Origin of the sequence: Planococcus sp. S3-L1 (assembly GCF_030063085.1) — a bacterium.
Taxonomy (GTDB): Bacteria; Bacillota; Bacilli; order Bacillales_A; family Planococcaceae; genus Planococcus; species Planococcus kocurii.
This window is the reverse complement of the sequence record NZ_JASISN010000019.1, coordinates 13,758-36,393: the sequence shown is the minus strand read 5'-3', so window position 1 is coordinate 36,393 and position 22,636 is coordinate 13,758. Positions and strand designations below refer to the sequence as shown.

Annotated in this window: 21 protein-coding genes and 2 pseudogenes; all 23 read left to right on the top strand. The window is 37.2% G+C overall.

What is annotated here, in order from left to right; genetic code table 11:
- Position 1 precedes the first annotated feature (1 nt).
- The 23 genes and pseudogenes from QMF37_RS14770 to darT all read left to right on the top strand — a co-directional run bounded on the left by QMF37_RS14770 (position 2) and on the right by darT (position 22,627).
- On the top strand, positions 2-1,117 hold the full coding sequence (locus QMF37_RS14770) for an N-acetyl sugar amidotransferase (protein WP_283478694.1): 1,116 nt from the start codon (positions 2-4) through the stop codon (positions 1,115-1,117).
- Between the two features lie 31 nt (positions 1,118-1,148).
- On the top strand, positions 1,149-2,324 hold the full coding sequence (locus QMF37_RS14765) for a glycosyltransferase (protein WP_283478692.1): 1,176 nt from the start codon (positions 1,149-1,151) through the stop codon (positions 2,322-2,324).
- Between the two features lie 40 nt (positions 2,325-2,364).
- Complete coding sequence (locus QMF37_RS14760; protein WP_283478691.1) at positions 2,365-3,468, top strand: glycosyltransferase family 4 protein; 1,104 nt, start codon at positions 2,365-2,367, stop codon at positions 3,466-3,468.
- A 14-nt stretch (positions 3,469-3,482) separates the two neighbouring features.
- Positions 3,483-4,601 carry a DegT/DnrJ/EryC1/StrS family aminotransferase gene (locus QMF37_RS14755; protein ID WP_283478690.1) on the top strand — a complete coding sequence of 373 codons (1,119 nt, stop codon included), beginning with the start codon at positions 3,483-3,485 and terminating at the stop codon, positions 4,599-4,601.
- Between the two features lie 329 nt (positions 4,602-4,930).
- A complete protein-coding gene (locus QMF37_RS14750) occupies positions 4,931-5,632 on the top strand; it encodes a DapH/DapD/GlmU-related protein (RefSeq protein WP_481861834.1) in 702 nt (233 codons plus the stop codon).
- A gap of 378 nt (positions 5,633-6,010) precedes the next feature.
- On the top strand, positions 6,011-6,238 hold the full coding sequence (gene tnpA, locus QMF37_RS14740; RefSeq protein ID WP_283478689.1) for an IS66 family insertion sequence element accessory protein TnpA: 228 nt from the start codon (positions 6,011-6,013) through the stop codon (positions 6,236-6,238).
- Positions 6,239-6,402: 164 nt separating this feature from the next.
- Positions 6,403-6,705 (top strand): IS66 family insertion sequence element accessory protein TnpA, encoded by a 303-nt coding sequence (tnpA, locus tag QMF37_RS14735; protein ID WP_283478687.1) that lies wholly within the window; start codon positions 6,403-6,405, stop codon positions 6,703-6,705.
- On the top strand, positions 6,702-7,058 hold the full coding sequence (tnpB, locus tag QMF37_RS14730; protein ID WP_283478685.1) for an IS66 family insertion sequence element accessory protein TnpB: 357 nt from the start codon (positions 6,702-6,704) through the stop codon (positions 7,056-7,058). The genes tnpA (QMF37_RS14735) and tnpB overlap by 4 nt, the downstream gene beginning before the upstream one ends.
- A 39-nt stretch (positions 7,059-7,097) precedes the next feature.
- Positions 7,098-8,683: pseudogene (gene tnpC / locus QMF37_RS14725) on the top strand (IS66 family transposase).
- A gap of 134 nt (positions 8,684-8,817) precedes the next feature.
- Entirely contained in the window at positions 8,818-9,012 is a 195-nt protein-coding gene (locus QMF37_RS14720) for a hypothetical protein (RefSeq protein ID WP_283478683.1), read from the top strand.
- Positions 9,013-9,446: 434 nt separating this feature from the next.
- Positions 9,447-10,163 carry an SEC-C metal-binding domain-containing protein gene (locus tag QMF37_RS14715; RefSeq protein ID WP_283478682.1) on the top strand — a complete coding sequence of 239 codons (717 nt, stop codon included), beginning with the start codon at positions 9,447-9,449 and terminating at the stop codon, positions 10,161-10,163.
- A 258-nt stretch (positions 10,164-10,421) separates the two neighbouring features.
- On the top strand, positions 10,422-10,970 hold the full coding sequence (locus QMF37_RS14710) for a hypothetical protein (protein WP_283478680.1): 549 nt from the start codon (positions 10,422-10,424) through the stop codon (positions 10,968-10,970).
- 78 nt (positions 10,971-11,048) lie between these two features.
- Positions 11,049-11,765 carry a hypothetical protein gene (locus QMF37_RS14705; RefSeq protein ID WP_283478679.1) on the top strand — a complete coding sequence of 239 codons (717 nt, stop codon included), beginning with the start codon at positions 11,049-11,051 and terminating at the stop codon, positions 11,763-11,765.
- Positions 11,766-12,079: 314 nt separating this feature from the next.
- Positions 12,080-12,964: a hypothetical protein gene (locus QMF37_RS14700; protein WP_283478678.1), complete on the top strand. Its 885-nt coding sequence runs from the start codon at positions 12,080-12,082 to the stop codon at positions 12,962-12,964.
- On the top strand, positions 12,957-13,676 hold the full coding sequence (locus QMF37_RS14695; RefSeq protein WP_283478677.1) for a polyphosphate polymerase domain-containing protein: 720 nt from the start codon (positions 12,957-12,959) through the stop codon (positions 13,674-13,676). Before QMF37_RS14700 ends, QMF37_RS14695 begins: the two co-directional genes overlap by 8 nt.
- A 10-nt stretch (positions 13,677-13,686) precedes the next feature.
- Positions 13,687-14,364 carry a DUF4956 domain-containing protein gene (locus tag QMF37_RS14690; protein ID WP_283478675.1) on the top strand — a complete coding sequence of 226 codons (678 nt, stop codon included), beginning with the start codon at positions 13,687-13,689 and terminating at the stop codon, positions 14,362-14,364.
- Between the two features lie 129 nt (positions 14,365-14,493).
- Entirely contained in the window at positions 14,494-15,813 is a 1,320-nt protein-coding gene (locus QMF37_RS14685; protein WP_283478674.1) for a CotH kinase family protein, read from the top strand.
- A 35-nt stretch (positions 15,814-15,848) separates the two neighbouring features.
- A complete protein-coding gene (locus QMF37_RS14680; RefSeq protein WP_283478673.1) occupies positions 15,849-17,918 on the top strand; it encodes a hypothetical protein in 2,070 nt (689 codons plus the stop codon).
- Complete coding sequence (locus QMF37_RS14675; protein ID WP_283478672.1) at positions 17,919-18,986, top strand: HEAT repeat domain-containing protein; 1,068 nt, start codon at positions 17,919-17,921, stop codon at positions 18,984-18,986.
- 4 nt (positions 18,987-18,990) lie between these two features.
- A complete protein-coding gene (locus QMF37_RS14670; RefSeq protein ID WP_283478671.1) occupies positions 18,991-20,403 on the top strand; it encodes a glycosyltransferase family 2 protein in 1,413 nt (470 codons plus the stop codon).
- A 271-nt stretch (positions 20,404-20,674) separates the two neighbouring features.
- Positions 20,675-20,797 (top strand): hypothetical protein, encoded by a 123-nt coding sequence (locus tag QMF37_RS14665; RefSeq protein ID WP_283478670.1) that lies wholly within the window; start codon positions 20,675-20,677, stop codon positions 20,795-20,797.
- A gap of 272 nt (positions 20,798-21,069) precedes the next feature.
- On the top strand, positions 21,070-21,651 hold the full coding sequence (locus QMF37_RS14660; RefSeq protein ID WP_283478669.1) for a competence protein ComK: 582 nt from the start codon (positions 21,070-21,072) through the stop codon (positions 21,649-21,651).
- Between the two features lie 346 nt (positions 21,652-21,997).
- Positions 21,998-22,627 (top strand): annotated as a pseudogene (gene darT / locus QMF37_RS14655) (type II toxin-antitoxin system toxin DNA ADP-ribosyl transferase DarT).
- Positions 22,628-22,636 lie beyond the last annotated feature (9 nt).

Sequence of the window (22,636 nt, the reverse complement as noted above, 5' to 3'; positions counted from 1 at the left end):
AATGAAATACCAAATGTGTAATAGATGTGTAATGGATAACAAATCAGACGTAACAATATATTTTAATGAAGAAGGAGTTTGCAATTATTGTACTGATGCTTTAGTAAATATGAAAAGAATATATTTCCCAAATAGTGAAGGTGAAAAACAACTGAAAATGATGTTATCTCAAATAAAAGAAGAAGGAAAGGGCAAGAAATATGATTGTTTAATGGGTATTTCAGGAGGTCTTGATTCTTCCTATTTAGCATATTTAGGATATAAGTGGGGGTTAAGAATTCTAGCTGTCCATGTAGATGATGGATACGATACGGAGATTTCTAAAGAGAATCTCAAAAAGTTAAGCAATAAAGCAAATATAAAATTAATCAACATAGAACCAAATGCAGAACAATTTAATAAATTAACAAAGGCGTTCTTTAGAGCTGGTGTTCCAAATTTAGCAATCCCTCAAGATAATATTTTATTCGCTTCACTATACAAACTAGCAAAAGAACACAAAATTAAATATTTTTTGTCAGGTGGTAATTTCGCCTTAGAATCTATCTTACAACAAGGCAATACCTATTCAGCATATGATACTAAACATATCAAAGAAATAAATAAAATTTATGGAGAAACTAAGCTAGATAAGCTGCCAATACTATCAGAATTACAAAGAGACTTAGATAAATATATTTATAAAATAGAAAGCTTAAGACCTCTAAATTTAATTGATTATAATAAAGAAAGAGCTTTTAAAGAATTAAAGGATTTCTGTGAATTTGAATATTATGGAAGCAAGCATTTGGAAAACACGTTAACAAAATTCGTCCAAACTTATTATTTTCCTAATAAGTTTAATGTCGATAAAAGAACATCACATTTATCAAGTCTAATTATTGTTAATCAATTAAAACGGGACGAAGCTCTCAAAGAATTAGAAAAACCTCTTTACGATGAAGAAGAGATGGAAAAAGATATTGAGTTTATTCTTAACAAGCTAAAAATGTCTAAAGAGGAGTTTAATAAAATTATGGAAGAAGATCCTAAACAACATGATTTTTATAAGACTTCAAAATATGTTGATTATCGAGCAAAAACAACTAAATTAATTAAGAAAATTATTTTTAAATAATTAGTCTAAATAAATCTAATAGAGGTCGATCATGCGAAAAAAAAATGTTATAAAACTAGTTTTGAATGATTTTAATCATGAGAGCAGAGATGAAAGAGAGATATCTGCTCTATTAGAGAGAGGTCACAATGTTACTTTATTAATTACCGGTAAAATTAATAGTATAGAAAAAAAAACTAGTAGTTATGAAGTAATTAGAATTAAAAAAGAAAATCTGAAAGAGAAAAAAAACAAGTTGATTAGGTATTACCATATTTTTTTACTACTTTATAATTTCATAAGAAAGATTATTCGATTAAAACCAGATGCAATCAGTTGTCATGATCTACTAGCTTTATTCGTAGGATGGACTGCCACTAGATTTATGATTTCAAAACCAAAGATAATCTATGATTCACATGAATTTGAAATTGGAAGAAATACCATTCAAGCTAGATCTAGTATTAAAAATTTTGTAATACGTAAATCAGAAAAGTTTTTAATAGGACAATCGGCATTTACTATTGTAGTAAATGAATCTATTTCAAATGCTTTAGTGGAAGAATATAGCTTAAAGAAAAAGCCAATAGTAGTAAGAAACGTAGGACCATTATGGGTGAAAGATGACAAAGAGCAGCTTTTGCTAAAGGGAAAATTAAAAAAGACTTATGATATTAATAATAGTTCTTTTATTTTGATGTACCACGGTGCAATAACTCAGGGCAGAGGTATAGAGACTATTATAAAAGCGTCTGGGAAGATTAAAGACGCAACCTTAGTGATTTTAGGTTTTGGAAGCGAAGACTATATTAAGGATTTAAGTGTATTAGCTGAAGAAAATAATACAGACTTAAGAGTAATTCCAGCAGTGAAATTTAGTGATCTATATTCTTATGTAGCTATTGCTGATTTGGGGTTAATAACTATTCCTAATGTAAGTGCAAGTTATTATTACATGTTACCAAATAAACTTTTTGAAAATATTCAAGCAGAAGTACCGATTTTAGCAAGCAATTTTCCAGAGATAAAAAAAGTAGTTAGTGAATATAAAGTAGGAATTGTTTGTAATCCTGAAGTTGAGGAAGAAATAGTTTCTTCAATTTTAAAATTCAAAACTAACCCCAAATATTATAGTGAATTTAAAAAAAATGTAATAGAAGCTAAAAAACAGTTGAATTGGGAGCAAGAAAAGAAAAAATTAGTTAATGCTTATGAATGTATTTTATAAAACTCCGAAAGATTATTACTTTTTATGAAAGGAATTCTATATGAAGGTTTGTCATCTAACTTCAGTTCACTCACATTTAGACACAAGAATTCTATTAAAAGAATGTAACTCGTTAGCAGAAGCAGGGTTTGATGTATATTATATTGTTCCAGGAGTTACTAATATGACGTTGGGAAGTGTTAAAATTCTCGGCGTAGAATTAAGTGACGGGAACCGTTTGAAAAGAATGACAAGAACTGTAAAAAAAGTGTATAAGGAAGCATTAAATGTAGATGCGGATATATACCATTTTCATGATCCTGAACTTCTTCCTATCGGATTAAAGCTAAAGAAAAAAGGAAAAAAAGTTATTTATGATGTACATGAAGATGTACCACAACAAATTTTAAATAAATCTTGGTTACCATTTAAATCTCAAAAATTCGTTTCAAAAATATTTGCTATTTACGAAATTTGGGCAGTAAAACAATTTGATTTGGTAATAGCAGCTACACCTTTTATAAATAATAGATTTGTTAAACAAGATATAAAAAGTATAAGCGTTAATAATTATCCTATTATAAAAGAGTTTTATAGCAAAGTACCTATCGTTGAAAGTAGAAGAAAATCAATTTGCTATGTCGGAGGAATTAATAAATATAGAGGTATAGAAGAAATGGTTAAAGCATTAGAGTTAACAGAAGACATCAATCTATTACTTGCTGGAAAATTTACTACTAAACAGGAAAAACAGAAAGTTAGTGAATATAAAGGCTGGAATAAAGTTTGTGAACTAGGTTTTTTGAATAGACAAGAAGTAAATCAGGTATATAATAAATCTTTTGCTGGTCTAGTAGTCCTTCATCCCAGAAAGAACTATATTGATTCTTTACCGGTAAAAATGTTTGAATATATGGCTGCAGGAATTCCTGTTATAGCTTCTGATTTTCCTTTGTGGAGAAAGATAGTTGAAGAAAATAATTGTGGTATTTGTGTTAATCCGGTAAATATAGTTGAAATAGCTAAAACTATAGAATTTTTATTCAATAATCCTAAAGTCGCACAGGAAATGGGCGAAAATGGTATTGGTATGATTAAAACAAAGTACAATTGGAAAATAGAAAGTGAAAAGTTAATTCAAGCATATAAAAAACTTGCGAAATGAAAGAAGGATTATAAATGAAAGTCGAAATGTTAGATTTAAAAAAACAATACCAGGAATTAAGAAATGAAATTATTACTTCTATTGATGATGTAATGTCTAGTTCTCAGTTCATTCTTGGAGAAAATGTAAAAAAATTAGAAAATAGTATTGCTAGTTTTAGTAATTCTGAAAGCGGAATTGGAGTAGCAAATGGAAGTGATGCTATACATATTGCGCTGCAGGCAGCTGGTATTGAAGCTGGAGATGAGATAATAACTTCTTCCTTTACTTTTTTTGCTACTGGAGGGGCAATTGTACGAGTTGGCGCTACTCCAGTGTATGTAGATATTGATCCGATTACATTTAATATTGATTCAACAAAAATTGAAGCAGCAATAACAGAAAAGACTAAAGCTATTGTTCCTGTTCACCTTTATGGACAAATGGCAGATATGGAGTCAATAAAAAAAATTGCTATTAAATATGACTTAATAATTATTGAGGATGCAGCACAAGCAATTGGATCTAAACAAAATGGTAAGACTGTTGGGGAACTTGGCACTGCAGCTACTTATAGTTTTTTTCCTACGAAAAACTTAGGAGCTTATGGTGACGCAGGGATGATTGTCACTAATAATGAAGATTTAGCAGAAAAAGCCCGTGTTATTCGAGTTCATGGTAGTAAGCCAAAATATTATCATCATGTTCTTGGATATAATAGCCGTTTAGATGAAATGCAAGCAGCTATATTAAACGTTAAATTTCCACACCTTGAAGAGTGGTTAAATAGTAGAAGGCAGCATGCTATGAGATATACAAATCTATTGAATCAGAAACTTATAAATATTATTCAAACACCAGTTGAAGTAGAAGGAAATTATCATGTTTTTCATCAATATACACTTAGAGTCCCTAAGCGTGATGAATTACAAGCCTTTCTGAAAGAGCAAGGAATTGCTACAATGATTTACTATCCCATGCCGCTTCATCTACAACCAGTATTTAAAAATTTAGGGTATTCAGAAGGGGATCTCCCAGAAACAGAAAAAGCTGCTAAAGAAGCAATTTCTTTGCCAATGTATCCTGAATTACCTATAGAGCACCAAGATTATATTGTGGAAAAAATTATAGAGTTTTATGCCTTGAATAGTTGAGAAATGTGAAAATGAATTAAAATAATGTAAATAGTGTATAAAAGATTTGTTAGTATATTCTAAAAGATTAGTGATTCGCCACTCTTAACATAACAAAGCTTTATATTAATTTTATAATTTCTTGCTAGATTTTTTCTGAGTTAATAATATAGGCTTATATAGAGAAAAACTGGTTATCGTGATAATTAAAAAAACTAGAAAATAAGTGGTCGAATGCAATAATAGCTGATAAAAATACTAATAACTCTAAAAAAATTTCAAAGTATTATTAAAAAATAAGTTAGTCTTTAATCGACTAGCTTTTATTTTTAGGAGGCATTTCATTGACTATTAAAAAAGGATCAAATGTGGTGGTTAAAAACGATGTTACACTCGGTGAAAACGTTGTAATCGGAAATAATGTAGTGATTTATGAAGGTACTAAAATCGGAAATAACGTTATTATTCAAGACAACGCAGTAATAGGGAAACAGCCTACACGTGCAAAAGCATCGATTTTACCAGAAGGGAAAAAACTTTCTCCAGCCGAAATAGGATCTGGTGTAACTATAGGAACTTCAGCAATTGTTTATGCTAATGCAAAAATAGCTGATGATGTTTTTGTTGCAGACTTAGCAACTGTACGTGAACGTGTAACTATTGGAGAAAAGACAATTGTAGGTCGTGGAGTAGCAATTGAAAACGATTGTAACATCGGCAGAAATTGCAAGCTTGAAACGAATTGCTACATTACCGCATATTCTGAACTGGGTGATTATGTTTTCATTGCCCCTTATGTTGTAACTACAAATGACAATTATATGGCCAGAAGTAAAGAGCGTTATGGTAAATTTAAAGGAGTCACGATAAAGAATGGGGGTAGAGTAGGAGCTAATTCTACCATACTGCCAGGTAAAACTATTTTTGAAGATGGTACAGTAGCAGCAGGAAGTATTGTCTCTAAAGATGTTGAGAAAGAGAGTTTGGTGATAGGTTCTCCGGCAAAAGAATTAAGAAAAGTTCCTGAGAACCAATTATTAAGAAATCAATGAAAGTGGAGTCGCTATAAACTTGACGTGAGAAATTTTTATAAGAGAATCAATTATGCGTGGGTGAAGAAATCCAGTTGTCTATTGGCATCCAAAAGTTAAACGGAGTCCAGTCTGTTTATGCCTATGAGTTTAATGGGCAGCGATTTGATGTAAGTGAGAAGTTTGGATTCATTGGTAAGCGTCCAATATCGAACACCTGGTTTCTTAGATAAGAAAATGCCCTTCCGACTTTTTGTCGGAAGGGCATTTTTCATTTTTTCTTTTGAATGTAACAGTCTTTCGGAAGTTTGTATGTAAGCGTCCAATAGTCAACACATTCTACTAGCAGGTTTTCCATGAGATACTCTTTCCAGATTTAAATTTCTGGGAGGGGTTTTTTTGAAAAGAAAAGAGAAAGAATTGTACTGGATGGATCAAATAAGTGACTATCGACAAAGTGGAGAATCCCTTATTCACTGGTGTGAGAAGAAGGAAATCAAGATCTACACGATGAAATATTGGCTGCGTAAGCAGTCCCCGGTAGCCACCGAGTCACACGAAACTGCGTGGATTTCCTGCGTGGTCGAGGAACCTTCGAGTCCTTCTGTAACCGCTAAACTAGACTAAACAGTTTTCCACAAATAACGGTAAACAGATTTCACCAATTAAGACACAACAGTTGACCAATACCGATGCGCTTTTAATAGTAAGCGTCCAATAATGAGCACGTTCTAATAGAAGATTCTTCGTGAGATACTCTTTCCAAACTTAAATTTTTGGGAGGAGTTTTTTTGAAAAGAAAAGAGAAAGAATTATATTGGACAAAACAGATCAGCGACTATCGGCAAAGTGAAGAATCCCTGGTCCAGTGGTGCGAAAAGAAGGACATCAAAATCCACACGATGAAATACTGGCTGCGCAAGCAGTCGCCCGTATCCCAAAAGTCGCAAGAGACCGCTTGGGTCTCTTGTCTAGTGGAAGAACCTTCGAGCAAGACGCTTACGTTGAAGATAAAAAATGTGGAAATTGAGGTGATGAGTGGCTTCCAGGACGAACTGTTACTGAAGGTCCTTCGGACACTTGACCAGTTATGATGAACGGACGGATCGTCGAACAGGTGTATTTAGCGGCCGGACCGACCGATCTCCGAAAGTCGATTGACGGGCTCGCGGTTATCGTCCAGGAACTGTTCCAGCTCGATCCTTTTTCCAACGCACTCTTTGTGTTCTGCAACCGGAAGAAAGACAAGCTCAAGATTCTATTCTGGGATCACAATGGTTTCTGGCTCTACTACCGCCGATTGGAAAAAGGGTTGTTCGATTGGCCGGACCTTGGGTCCAGCCAGCCGCTGCCCATCACGTCCCGGCAGTTGAATTGGCTGCTTGATGGCCTGCCGCTGAATCAGCGGCAGGCACACCCATCCGTCGCGGCGAAAAAAATCATTTAGGTCTATTTGAGACAAAACTTTTGTGCTATTCTTAGACTTATGAAAATAATGGACGGAAAGACCTCACCCACAATTGAAGAATTGGAAAAGAAGAACGCGCAGCTAGAGAACCAGATGAAGACACTGGAGCTGAAGGTGCAATGGTACGAAGAGCAGTTTCGATTAGCTCAGCAGAAACGGTTTGGTACATCCAGCGAAAAGACGGATGACAACCAGTTGACGCTCCAGTTGTTCAACGAAGCCGAAATCTCTTCTTCCGTCTTATTGGCGGAACCGACAATGGAGACTATCAGCTACACGCGCAAAAAAATTGGCGGTCGTGCAGAAAAGCTGAAAGACCTGCCGGTCGAAACGATCCATTACGACCTTTCTGATGCAGAGAAGGTCTGTTCGACATGCGATCATGCACTCCATGAAATGAGCCATCAAACCCGGCAAGAGCTGAAAATCGTTCCGGCACAGGTCAAAGTGGTGGAACACGTCCAGCACATTTACAGCTGCCGTCATTGTGAGAAGCATGCCATCACGACTCCGATCGTCAAAGCGAAGATGCAAAATCCAGTCATCCCAAAGGGATTGGCTTCACCTTCCGCAATCGCCTTTGTCATGACGCAAAAATTTGCGGATGGTCTTCCGCTTTATCGTCAGGAAAAGCAGCTGGAACGGATGGGCATCCCGTTGAACCGCCAGACACTCTCGAATTGGATGATTTCAAGTACGACCCGCTGGTTGCGGCCGTTTTATGATCTTCTCCACCGTCAACTCCTGCAGGAAGAGCTGCTTCATGCCGATGAGACCAGCCTGCAAGTTCTCGATGAACCCGGCAAGACAGCACAATCCAAGTCGTACATGTGGCTCTATCGCACGAGTTCTGTAACGAAAAAACCGATGGTCCTTTTCGATTACCGAGCGAACCGATCGAGTAAAAATCCGAAGGATTTCTTGAAGGGATACGAAGGCTATCTCAACGTCGACGGATATGCCGGTTATGAATCGCTCGAAAATGTGGAGCTCGCGGGCTGTTGGGCACATGCCCGTCGGAAATTCGATGAGGCGCTGAAGGCATTGAAGAGCCCCTCATCAAGTTCCACCCGATCGACCATTGCCAAAAAGGGCCTTAACTTCTGTAACCAATTATTCGCGATTGAACGAAAAATCAAGAAGTTGGACGCCAAAGAGCGCTTGAAAATAAGACAAAAAGACAGTCAGCCTGTGCTGGATGCTTATTTGGCTTGGCTCCATGAACAAAAAAAATCATTGCGCCGCAATCAGCCACCGGCAAAGCCATCACCTATTCGTTGAATCAATGGCATAAGCTGACAACATTCATGAAAGACGGACGCATCGAGATCGACAACAATCGTGCGGAACGGTCGATCAAACCGTTCGTCATCGGACGAAAAAATTGGCTGTTCGCCGTTTCGACAAGCGGAGCGAATTCCAGTGCCATCATCTACAGTCTCGTAGAGACCGCCAAAGAGAATGGCTTGAATCCATTTTTCTACCTTCAATTTCTTTTCGAAGAACTTCCGCAGTTGGACATGACGGCAGACCTGAACATCGATCATCTCATGCCCTGGTCGAAGGAACTTCCAAAAGACTGTTATATTCAAAAGAAAAAATAACAAAAATGCCTTTCCGACAAAAAATCGGAAAGGCATTTTCTTTTCGAATAAACTAGGTGTTCGATATTGGACGCTTACTTTTAATATACTTGAGAGAGTCTATTGAAAGTGAGGAATGAGGAGTGGAAAAATTTATGATTTACAATGAAATTCATCAACTGCGCGATGTGGGATTTTCAAATAGCGCAATCGCCAAGAAACTGAAGATATCCAGAAATCGGGTGATTGACTACGGAAATATGACGCCCGAGGGTTTTTGTGAATTCGTTCTATCGCTGCAAAACCGGAGCAAGAAATTGGATCCTTATCACGAGGAGATTGTCAGCTAGTTAAAGGAACATCCCGATCTGACGGGAGCACAAATTTTTGATTGGTTGGAAGAGCGACTGGGTGTGAATACAATCGCTGAAAATACCGTCAGGAATTACGTGAATGAGTTGCGTGAGATTTACCACATTCCCAAACAAGCAGCAGCGTTAAATCGCGCCCCTGTGAGCGAAACAATTCAGTCTATACAAAGAAGTTGAATAACGAAAACGCCATCTTCAATGAAATCAACCGATTTCGAAGATGGCATTCGTATATTTATTGAGATTAATAAATAGTCATAATTGAACCGTTCACAGGGACTATTTGGGAACTGCTGGAAAAAACGTTCCCTCTTATAAATAAAACCGGATCTGGTGTGTCACCCTGGGTTGGAAACGATGCTTCGAACCTGTACACTAAAATAAAACAGAACCGACAGGAACGGAGTGGGAACATGGATAGTAAAACCTGGGTGGATTATATCTCAGCGATGGTTAATTTATATGGCATTGTGCCCTTTGAGCAAGTGGCAAAAGTGATTTCAAGCCAAAACAAAGAGAGCATAGCAGCTGAGGAAATCAAGGCGTGGATTCAAGATCCATTTGCAGGAGGACTAGCAAAAGCGGCGCTTCAGAACCGGTTCGTCTATGAATACGGTGGAGGCTTTTTTGTCGGAGAATGGATCATGGAATTCGAAGCGTTTGATGAACACTGGCTGGCGCAACAAGGAAAGCCCTATTATGTGCCGGAACGGGAAGAACTGCTAAAATGGAGCGACCCTGATTATTTTGAAAAGCCAACAGAATTTTTCAACCTACAGCAATACATGGTAACGCTTTTCCCAGAAGCAGCTAGTGACAAAGTAGAAGGTGCTGCGGAGGATTTACAGATGATGGCGGAGGACCCCTTTTCACTTGAGCGGATTATTAGGGAATTTGATCGCATGGGGCTGAAGCTTGAAGAAAGTGGGCAATTGAAGAAAGTGGCGGAGCTAGTGATGGATATGCATAACCATACGCGCCTTCAAATTAATCGGGGACATACTCCAAATGAATTGTTTCAAGAAGAAAAAAAGAACTTGCTTCCGTTAGCCGAAAAAATTGGCCGGAACGATCCATGCTTTTGCGGCAGCGGAAAGAAATATAAGAAATGCTGCGGGAAAGTGGCTTAGTAAAAACGCGCTCTATTAAGAAAAATAATTCAATGAACGAGTCACGTCTTAGGGAAATGTATAAAGACATGACAGAGTACCGTTTCGGACAAAAAATAATACCACTCCGGACAGATTTTAGTACCACCTCTGCCATCGCAGTACCAGTCCATTCCTGACCAGTGAAAGACCGCCAGATGAAATCGCGCCCCTGTGAGCGAGACAATTCCGTCTATACAAAGAATTTGTATATTTAGTGAGATTGATAAATAGTCATAATTGAACCGTACACAAGGATTATCTGGGGAAATAGGCTATTCTGAAATGAACATAGAAGAAAATGAGGTGCGCTACATGAAGAAACTAACAGAGAATCCGGATTTTATTCCTTGCACAGCAGTTGAAGGGGACGAGATGCTTGGTGGCTTTCCGTTCAATTGGCATGTCACACGGGCCACTAGATGGATTCAAGCAAATCTGGATCAAGTTGAACGGTCTGTTGTGCAGATTGGTCCACCGGGGCCGGGAGCGGACTCGTCGAATTTGGACGAAGAGTTTTTGCCGAAAGCAGACTTGACCCGGCCAATCATCATGGTCCGCATGCGTCCGGAATTTTTCCGGCTGATCGACGGCAACCACCGCGTCGCAAAAGCGAGACGTACGGGAATAAAGGAACTGCCGGCCTACTACTTAACGCAAGAACAACACCGCCAGTTTTTTACCTCCACAGATATGGACAAGCGCTACGTGGAGTATTGGAACGGCAAGCTGAAAGATTTTAAAAAAGACAAAGGCCGCTGGGGAGTTGTCGGAGAAGTTCGGGTGTGAGTGGGTGAAAACAGATAGAAAAAAAGTAAGGAAGAAGCACCGTACCCTGCGGCCAGTTGATGGTAAAGAGGTGGAACGATGAAGAAGCTAAGCGGAATGGAAGAGTACGAATGGATTCGTGAAGAAACGGTAGAGGTGTTGTCGGATAAGCGGCAAGGAATTCGAGTGGAGAACTTCCTGCCAAATCGTTTCACGCATTATTGCAAGATGATCCATCCCTTGTGCCGAGATCCCCAAATTCAAGATGAACAACTGTTGTGGAGCGAATGCACACCGAAACAAGCGGAGGCCATTCAGTTTGGAGAACGGTTGAGACTGATAGAACTTGCTAAAAAGTATGAGTTAGACTGCTCAAAAGAGTTATCAGCAGCGTCACTGATGCAGAAGCTAAACGGAGTTCCCCGTTATTTAATTACAGGCGAAGAAGGAGAAATCGAGCCGGACAGTTTGAACGCATTGGTTCAGGTGCTGCACCAGTTCAGTGGAAAAGAAAGCTGTTTTTTTTGGTATGAAGAGTTGAAGACAGAAGATTACTCTGCTACTTTATTTCATGGCAAGTTGAACGAAGTCACGGAGTTGTCAACACGTGCCGGCTTGCACGGGACACCGACCTATTGGTGGTCCACGGATAAAGCGTGGTGTGTTTATACGGATAGCGACCTGGACTTTACTGTAATTGCCGGAAGTTACAAGCTGATTGAAGCTTTAGTGGCAGACGATTTCCTGGAATGCTTCACATGTGACGTAGCTACCCGGATGATTGATGAGATTTCGCGTCTCTCGGTGCAGGAATAAAAAAGAAACTTCATTTCAGAGAACGCAAGGTTCTCTGAAATGAAGTTTTTTTACGTAGCACGTATAACCACCCAACTACAGCTATCTTTGAATAAAAAAACTCTTCTAAATCAAGTAAATCTATAATATCACACGTAATAAAATAAGAATTTAATAGTTCTTTTATATCGTGTTATTTGTTTACACATTTACTTAAATGCCTTTAATATATTTCTAAAGTATCATTTTTATGGATATATTTACTTGATTTATTGGGATAATTAAACTAAAATTGAATTTTGTCTAGTTGTTTGTCTATAGAGGGGAGGAAGAGAGTGAAAAAACAACAAAAATGGATTTTATTTATCCTCTTACTGTTGACAATGACCCTATTTATTTTTGCGTATTTTGGCCTAGAAGAAGAAACTTTCATACAACCTGATCCTCAATATGGAATTTTTTCATGGTCTTCTGAAGAAGTTACAGATAATAAAAAACAGCTAATCAGCAATCTTAAAGAGTATAATTTCGATCGAGTATTTCAAGCGTTCTCAAGTAGTTTGACCGATGAAGAAGTGGGTTCCTTTGTAACGGACGTAACTCGTAATGAAATCGAGGTATATAGTCTTATTGGAATACCAGAATGGGCGTTAGATGCATCAGGAGAAAAGATGATCGAAAGACTTGAAAGAGTAGAAAGAATTAATCGAGAACTACCGGAAGATCATCAAATAAAAGGCGTCATTGTCGATGTGGAACCTTACGTTATGGATGATTTTGATTGGACAGACAACTCGATTCAAGAAAGTTATATAACTAGTATGAAGAGGTTAGATCAAGCTGCAGAAAATAGTGGTTTGGAGTTAATCGTAGTTATTCCGTATTTTTATGATACAAAAGGCTATAAAAACGCAGTTAATACAATTATTAGTGAGGCTTCAACCGAAACAGCTGTGATGAATTACTACCGCGATAAAGAAATTGACCACATGGATCATGAAGCCGAGCAAGCTAAAGAGGCGAATAAGCCTATTACAACCATATATGAGTTTAAACGACCTGGAGATCATGGGCTAACAAATAAAAACAGTTATTATAATGAAGGTTATTTAGCCGCAATAGAAAACAGTGATCGCCTAATAGCTCATTATAAAGACCAACCTGTGAATATTGCTTACCATGATTATCATGCATTTAAAGAGGTGATAGAAAATGAATAGTGTATTTCGTGAAGAACATAAATACCTTATTTCAAAAGAAACTTACTACAGCTTGCGTCATAAAATTTCACAAGTGATGCACCGAGATCAAAATAGTGAACAAAATCTGTATCGTTACAGTAAAGGTGATGGGTATACGATTCGGTCGTTGTATTTCGATTCAATAGATGACCGTGATTATCATGAGAAAATAGATGGGATTGAATTACGACGTAAACTTCGTTTACGAACGTATATGCATGACCCAAGTTTTTGCTTATTGGAAATGAAAAAGAAAGAAGGCAATAACCAAAAAAAGACTTCCTATAAAATGACAAGAGAACAAGGAGAGCGTTTAATCGCAGGTGATTATAGCATGTTGTTAGAACTAAATCATCCATTTTTACTAGAGTGCTATTACATGATTATGCAATATGTATATCGACCAAAGTCGGTTGTCACTTACGAGCGTGATGCCTTTGTCGCCAAGGAAAATAAGATTCGCATAACGTTTGATCAAGAAATACGAGGGTCAGAAAGTAATTTTAATATTTTTTCAGACAAGTTAGTGGAAAATAGTTTTCTAGATGAAAGTCAGGTCGTATTGGAAGTGAAATATAATGGCTTTTTACTTCAGTATATTAAAGACCTACTAGAAGAATCCGTACATAACCAATTGTCAGTAAGCAAATATTGTTTAAGCAGAAAAATTAGCATGGATTACATGCTTTAGGAGGATATTTATGCAAGAATTATTAGCCCAGGTAGCAGATTTGTCACCTGACATATCAATACCCGATGTACTTACCAATTTACTAGTAGCAGTTGTTCTGTCGTTAACCATTTTTATTTCCTATTGGTATACGCATGTCGGCACAGCTTATAGTCGCAAATTTAACGTTTCACTCATTACATTAGCGATTTTAACAGCAACTGTCATGATGGTCATTGGCAGCAATATTGCTTTATCACTCGGTATGGTTGGTGCACTATCAATCGTTCGTTTCCGTACAGCTATCAAAGATTCTCGTGATACGACCTACATATTTTGGGCAATTACTGTTGGGATTGGGTGTGGTGCAGGATTTTATCCTGTAGCAATTATCGGATCGATGGCAGTATTTATCATTCTTTTAGTTCTTGGTCGCGTAACAAATAATCAGCGCTTATTGATTATTATTAAAGCAGACCGAGACTCAGAGAAAGAGGTAGAAGGCACCGTTTTCCGTCAGTTTAATAGAAAAGCATTTTTAAAAGTTAAAAACACCACAAACGAAAGCATCGAATGGATTTATGAACTCTCTCGAACAGCTTACGAAAAAGGCGAAAATTCAAATCAGTCAACGGTCGAAACGCTATACAAATTGGGAGGAATTGATTACGTCAATATTATTACACAAAGTGACGAAATCAGCGGATAAATGATTAGCAGGCGTACACTATTCCTTCTAATGATTCCATTTTTAGTTTTATTTTTAATGATGATACCGTTGATTGATAAAAGTGAATTTAAAAAAAGAATACACCAACACAAAGAGGCGAGTACCGAGATGTCGACTGTGCTTGATTTCGCTGATATGAATACGCATTTGCCTGTCATCAGAATTGATACAGGCGAAAAAATAATCCCAGGAGAGTCAATAGAGGAAGTTAAAGGGAAATATGAAGTTACAGAAGATGGAGAAAGTGAAATTAAAGCTTTTGTTCAACTCTACGAAGGACAATCGCTCCCTCAAGAAATGAGCGCAATGATTCATTATCGAGGAAACTCGTCGAGATCTTTTAGAAAAAAATCCTATGATTTAAACTTTGTCGATAAAAATCAACACAAGAAAAAGGTCTCGATGTTAGGCATGGAGGCGGATAATAATTGGGCATTACATGGGCCTTATTTAGATCGCAGCCTTTTGCGTAATTACTTGGCCATGAATTTGACTGGTGAAATTATGAATTATGCGCCAAATGTACGATACGTCGAAGTCTTTGTAAATGATAAATACGAAGGGTTGTATTTATTGATGGAAAAGATTTTAAAATCTGAAGGGCGACTTGCATTAACTTCACCCGAGAATAATAGTGATATGACTAGCTATATTGTGGAATATGATCGTCCTTACCGAATGGATTCTACTTTAACTAATTTCTTAACCTATACGTACAAATCCTTTCCTTCTGCCGCTGAGTTAAAATACCCAAAAAACGATGAATATACGATAGAAAGAGAGCAGTTTGTTAGTCGAGACTTATCGTATATCACAAACGTGATTTATCAGTATCCTTATGCTCAAGACAATCAGCATTATAAGGACCTAATCGATGTCCAAGCATTCTATGATTACTTTATTATAAACGAATTATTTCGAAATATTGACGCTGGTCACTATTCAACTTATTTTTATCGTGACTTGAAAGGTAAGTTGACGCCAGTAGTTTGGGACTTCAATAATTCATTGGATAATTATCAAGAGCTTTCTTTTAGTGAATCTGGTTATTCCATGACACAGAGTATTTTTTATGAGCGATTACTAAAAGATGAAGATTTCACTAACGGGTTAATCCGGCGTTATGTTGAACTTCGCAAAAACAAGCTAAATGAGGATCGGATTAATAACTATATTGACGATACTGTCAATTTTTTAGGAAGCTCAATCGAACGAAATAATACGCGTTGGCAAGATATGTATGATTTATCTCAGTATGATACGAGAAATTATCTCCATCGAGTAGAGCGAAATGTAGAAAACCACGAAGAAGCAATTGCTCAACTAAAAGGATATCTTGAAAAAAGAGGGGAATGGCTAGATAACAATATTGATACCCTTCGCCAATATAGTCATCCATCTCGTCACAGTCACGAATCAATTAAGTAGTAGTTACAGTGAATTAGGACGAAAGGAGAGGCACGATGAGACGGTTTTTAATAGCATCAGGGCTCTTTTTGTTTTTTGTTTTAGGCGTTTTTTACCTTGTATATGCAAAAAGTTATTATCTTAACTTTTCTACTCTTTCGGATGTTCAGACACCTTTTTATAGTGGAAATGATGTGATCTATCGAACGGGGGACGAAAGCAAAACCCCTTTCGATATAAAAGGAATTGAAGTAGATAGCGCATATGGTCCGAAAAGAGGCACCGATTATTCCATTGATGTCGAAACGTGGGTCAAGTGGTTTGGAGAAATCCAACAAATGGGAGCTAATACCATTAGAGTATCCACTGTACAGGATAGTCAATTTTACAATGCTTTTTATCAATATAACACGGGTCGAGAAAAGCCACTTTATCTGCTTCAAGGAATGCTTGTGGCAACAGATGAGTGGAAGACCAACAAAGTGGCTGAAAATATCCCATTTAACGAAGTTTTGAATAAGGATGGCAAAGATCTCGTTGATATCATTCATGGAAAAAAGCTTTTAGTGACGAATGATCACAAAGGGGCGGGTCTTTATCGGCATGATATTTCTCCTTGGGTAATTGGCTTTTTAATAGGCGACACGTGGAATCAAGATCTAGTGGCTTATATCAATCATACACTTGATCAAGAAAAGGGGTTTTCTGGAGAATATGTGTCTGTTGCTGCTGAAGCAACACAATTTGAAACGATGATGGCAAAAGTAATTGAAAATATCATCAGTTATGAAACCAATAAATACGGTAGTCAGCGGCTGATATCGGTAAATAGCTCTTTTGTGATGGATCCATTTCAATATCAAGCACACTATGCCCCGCAAATCGGTAAATTTAATACCTTTTCAATGGATTCTATTCAAGCATCCACTAAATTAGAATCTGGTCTCTTTGCTAGTTATGCTTACGAAAGGGAAGAAATTCCTAAACCTGAATTGCTTGAATTAAAGGATCAACAAATAAATTCAAGTGACAGAAACTATCTTGACATACTTCGTCAGGCACACGACATGCCTGTTATTATTAGTAGTTTTAGTCACGCTAGTGAAAGCTATATAAACGCGCAATCAGATCAAGGCAAAGAGATAATCGGCGACTTGAAAAAGTTTTATGATTTTGGCTATAATGGCGCTTTTATTCGTTCCTGGCAAGATGTTTGGGATCGCCGCGTTCCGGAAACTTCTTATGCTGTAGATTTGCAACAAATCAATGAGTGGCATGACCCACTGACGAATACACAACATTTTGGCTTGATGGGATTTAAACCTTATCGAGATAGCCGTTTAATGTCTGTAGATGGTGATAAACAAGATTGGCAGAAGGTAGACTCGAGTTATCAGAAAGAAGATGCTAATGTTGCCATGACTAGGGATCATGCGTATATCTATTTTTGGATTGAAGATGACACGATTTCAGCAAAAGAAAATGTGTATCTAGCATTAGATACACACCCTGACCTTGGAAGCAAAAACCCAAATGTGGTGGATGAAGTTTTTAATAGAAAAATAGATTTCATTATCGAGATAAATCATGAAAAAGGGGCCACTAGTTATGTTCAAGATCGCTACGAAAGCTTAAGAGAAAACTTTTTAGAACAGGTAACGGGAGAAAATCCATTTGAAACCTACCCGGAAAAGGATTCTACTCATTTTCAACGAGCAAAATATCTTATAAATGAAAACAAAATTTTAAGTCAACAAGAATTAAATGAGCAAAAAAAACTGTATAATTTTAAATTTGCTTCAACAGATCCGTTAAAGTTATGGAATGAAAACAATAATGAAGCAGATGTCTTTTTATCAGAAGGCGTGCTAGAAATACGTATACCGTATCAGCTATTCAATATTTACGATCCGCTGAAGTTTACAATTCACGATGATTATTATCAAAATTACGGTGTAGAGCCCCTGGAAGTGAATGAGTTTTATCTTAGTTATTTTACTGAAAAAACTAAACCGCAGAATTACATTGAGATCCCAGTTGAAAAATTGAAACCATCCGTTCGTGTAAAGGAATATAGAAAGCCCTCCTACGAACAAGTAAAGTCATATTGGAAAGGAGAAAAGTAAATGTCTGTACTATTACTACAGTTGTACCTTCTTTTCTGCTTTTTGATACTCTTTTACACAGTCTTCTATATCATTTATCAATTGTATTATAAAAAATATGAAGCCCTTTTTATAAAACGATATATGAAAATGATAGTAGATCAAAATCATGAAATTCAACAAGATGGTTTTCTAAATAAAGAACATATCGACAGACTGAGCAAACAACTTAAGAAAACCAACCATCTGATTTACTTCGAAAAGGCCTTAACGCAATTAGATACTCAAGCTTATGAAAATGATATTTATCTTCATCAAATTGAACCGATCATAATCGAACTTACAGCGTATCATCAAGATTCTAATCAAATGAATCAAGCGTATCTGGCTTATTTTATTGCAAAATGTTCTAAAGGACAATGGAATGCGCCAATTATATACAGTAGGTTGCTCTCTTATTTAGACGAGCCTACGATCTATTTGCGAGAAAACGTTTTGTTGGCAATGTGTCAGCAACCAAACTCCAAATGGATTGTCGAAATTTTTCTTTATTTAACACGTCAAAATTTGTATCACCAACCTAAGTTGGTTCAGGATGGATTAGTAACGTATCCTTTCGACTCCGAAGAACTAATCAATATATTGTGGGAACGCCATCAAGAATTTCAAGAATCGATTGTTTTGGGGCTTATCGGGTTTATTACTATTAAATCACCAAATCATCAAGAATTATTTTACAAAAAACTAATTGAAAAAGAGACAAGGTTAGAAGTGAAACTACAAATTATGCGTTATTTCAAAAAACATCCTTCTCCGAAAGTAGAGCAAGAACTGATAAGTTTAATTTCAGATAAACAAGACGCAATTCGAATAGTCGCTGCATCTGGACTAGGTTCGTATTCTTCAGAAGTGGTAGTGTCTTCACTGAAGAATGCATTAACAGACAGTAATTGGCATGTGCGAAAGAACGCAAGTCTTTCACTGCTTGCTATAATTCCTACTCAGGAAGACATTTTAGAAGTGTTAAATGGAAGTGATCGCTACGCAAAAGAGATGCTAAGCTATCATCTTGATTTAGAAAGGAGGTAAGTAGTTGAATCTGTTTGTTGAAAGATTTTTTGCTATTGTCGCTATAATATTTATCACTTATATGTTTCTGTATACAACTTTTTTATTTTTATCGGTTCTTGTTGGTGCAGTTCGGCTCCAGGAGAAAGATCAATTAGTAAGGTTGAAAAATGAAATCAAACATGATTATTATATGCCAATCTCCATTATCATACCCGCTTATAATGAAGAAACCGTCATCGTAGATAGTGTGAAAGCTTTACTGCAACTCGATTATAAGTTATATGAAATTATAATTGTAGATGATGGCTCAACAGATGGAACAATAACTCAATTACTGAACAACTTCCCTTTCCATCGAATCGATAGCCCAGTGCATCGTAGGGTTGCTTGCAAGAAAGAAAGTGCTACGTACGAAGCGTCAATAAAAAATATTCATCTGAAGGTGATTCTAAAAGAAAACGGAGGAAAAGGCGACGCCTTAAATATGGGGATTAATGCTGCGAAATATCCTTATTTTCTTACCGTCGATGCGGATTCTCTTTTACAAAATGATTCTCTAGAAAAGATTATTCAACCTTTTATGATGGATGAAACAGTGATAGCTGTTGGTGGTATGGTTCGGGTGGCACAAAGCGTAGAAATGACAAACGGACATGTCTCTAATTACACTATGCCTTGGTCGCCTATTATAGGAATGCAAGTAGTAGAATATGACAGAACTTTTTTAGCATCACGTATTTTACTCGACCAATTTAGTGGGAACTTAATCATTTCGGGTGCATTTGGTTTATATAAGAAAGACATAGTTGTGGAAGTTGGAGGCTATAAAAGGAAAACAATTGGCGAAGATATGGAACTGGTCATGCGACTTCACACATTTATGTTAAATAACAGAAGACCGTATAAAATTAGTTATGTTCCTGAAGCTGTATGTTGGAGTCAAGCTCCAGGATCGCTTAAAGATATTGCCAAACAAAGAAGACGCTGGCATATTGGCTTATTCCAATCGCTAACAAGTTATCCAGAAATGTTGCTTCGTTTTCGATACAAACCAGTTAGTTATGTATCGTATGTATACTATTGGTTATTTGAATTAATTGGCCCATTCATTGAAGTATTTGGTTTATTGACACTCTTACTTGCTTCCCATTTTAATTTATTGAATGTACCATTTATGATCGGCTTGTTTTTAATTTACACCGTTTACGGTATTATTTTATCAATGACCGCTTTCTTTCAAAGAGTATATATACAAGGACACAAATTGAAAGCCTTGGATATTATAAAAGCAAGCGTATTTGTCACTTTAGAAAATGCGGTGTATCGGTATTTTTTATCCGTGGTAAGAGTATTTGCATTCGTTGGTTATAAAAAGAACGGTGGCAGCTGGGGCTCGATTAAACGCAGCAAACACAAAATTTTTTCTCCAGACTAAGTGAGTGTGTGTTAAAAGAATGCCCCTCCGATTTTTGTCGGAAGAGCATTCTTTTTTTGATCAACAAAAGATGATGGTGATTGTTGAGCGGAAAAGCAGCTTATTTTATTCGATTAACAGAAAATCTGTAACGATTTAAGTAAAAAACTGAGTAGGAGTAACAAATAGTAAAATAGCACCAAAAAGTTATTAAAAAAGTATTTAAAATAGTTAGACTTTTAAATAGTCATAAATGTATAATAAAGTAAATGAAAAACAGGAGTAAAGACATATGAGTAATAATGGAGTGGCAACGACCATTAACGGATCTCCCTATCATCAGTTGGGCAAGAAAAATTATCCGCGCGTAATGATGAACGGAGTTGTTACGAAAGAACAGCCCCTCGTTCATTAACCGATAGAAGAATAAAGGCAAGAGAAAAACAGTTTCAAGTCACTCAGCGTCTGTAGTTTATCCAGCAAGACCACAATAGGAGCCATGCTTGGCTGCAACTCGAAGGAGGTGAGGAAGATGTGAGTGAGCAAACGACGGCAATAGAAAACCCCCGGGTGTGACAGTCTGGACAACGGTCACCCGAGGGAGAATAGCTGGAGTATACCAACTACTTGTTAGTATACTCCAAATAACTTTAAATTTTAAGGGTTAAATTAAAAGGGGGACTACAAGTGAGACAGAAAACAATTAAAAACAGTGAAATGAAACCGGAGTATGGCATCAGTTCCGAGACAATTGTCATCTTGCCGGATTTTGATGAAAATGGATTTTTGAATTCATTGATTTGCAAAAAAGACGAAATTACGAAGGCGGGCTTGAGTCCATATGACCTGATCGACATGAATTTGCGGTTTCGTGGTTCTAGCATGAGAGGGGCATTGGATGGTGCCCGGACCCTCCTGGATAAAAGGTATATGAACCCGGTGATTGTCGACAAAGAACGCGACATTATTTTGTTTCCCAGCAGGTCGCCGTTCCGGGAAGACTGTGTTTGGCTGTCGCTCCGGCACGTCAGGAGTTACAGGCGTTCAGGAACGAGCCATACCCTAGTCGAGCTGAGCAACAACAGCACCATTCGTCTCGATGTCAGCTTCCACACGTTCAATAAGAGAATCCAGCGAGCCTACGAACTGCGCTACAAAATGCAGGCGCAGATGATCCGGTTTGAATCGCAAGTTGTGGAGTCGGGTGCTGGGTATCATTTGAAAAAGAGCAAAAAAGGATTGAATTATGTCGGAGTGGAAGAAAAGTAAGCGATCAGGACAGCTTTTTTTAGTGATGTCATTCAGGCAAATGGCGACCTGTGTCAAAGATAACGCGAGTGTTGGCTAACAACCTTATGCTTATGCAAAAAAAGCCGTATCCGGAGATTTAGCGGAACGGTTTTTTTGTGTAGGTGAGTGCTTAAATAGGCGAGACATAGAGAGGAGGCTGATAAAGTGGTGGCTTAAAGACTGCTAAACTGTTTTGCTCGATTGAAAGTTTTATCACAAATGAGCAGCGGGAGAACCTGCAGAGTGAATCAAGGAAAGTATCATGAAATTATGATAAAATAAGTGAAAAGGTAATCAGTTAGGCAAAAAGAAAAGATGAGTCTGGATGTGTAAAATGGAAACGAATAAGTTGCTTTTTCATATGACACATATTAAGAACTTGCCATCTATTTTAAAAAATCAAGAGTTATTAGCTTATTCAGAAATGGCATTGCGCAATACGCAATATCAGGATATTGCCAATCCCCGTATTTAAGAAAGACGATCCACTACTTCTATTCCGCTGGCGCCCCATGGAAGCTTGCATGAATATGTTCCATTTTATTTTGCTGCGCGTTCACCTATGCTGTATTCGGTGCTCCATAATGGAACCAATCAGGAAGAGATGGTGTACTTAGTTACAGATACCGAAACAATCGATCGAAGCGGAGTGCCTTATCTGTTTACAGATGGCCATGCAATCATGGTGATATCAGAGTTTTATTCTGACTTAACAGAATTGAACAAAATTGATTGGCCATTGATGGAAGATCCGTTTTGGAAAGACACTGAGGAAGATCCCGATAGAAAGCGGCGGAGGCAAGCAGAATTTCTCGTACATAAAAAAGTTCCAATCCAGCTCTTTACAGGCTTTGCTGTGATAAATCAACTAGCGAAGGATCGGGTAGAAGAACTTTTAAAAAATCATCAAGTCAATAAACCAGTGGGCATACGCAGACATTTCTATTATAAGTGAGGTGAGTGA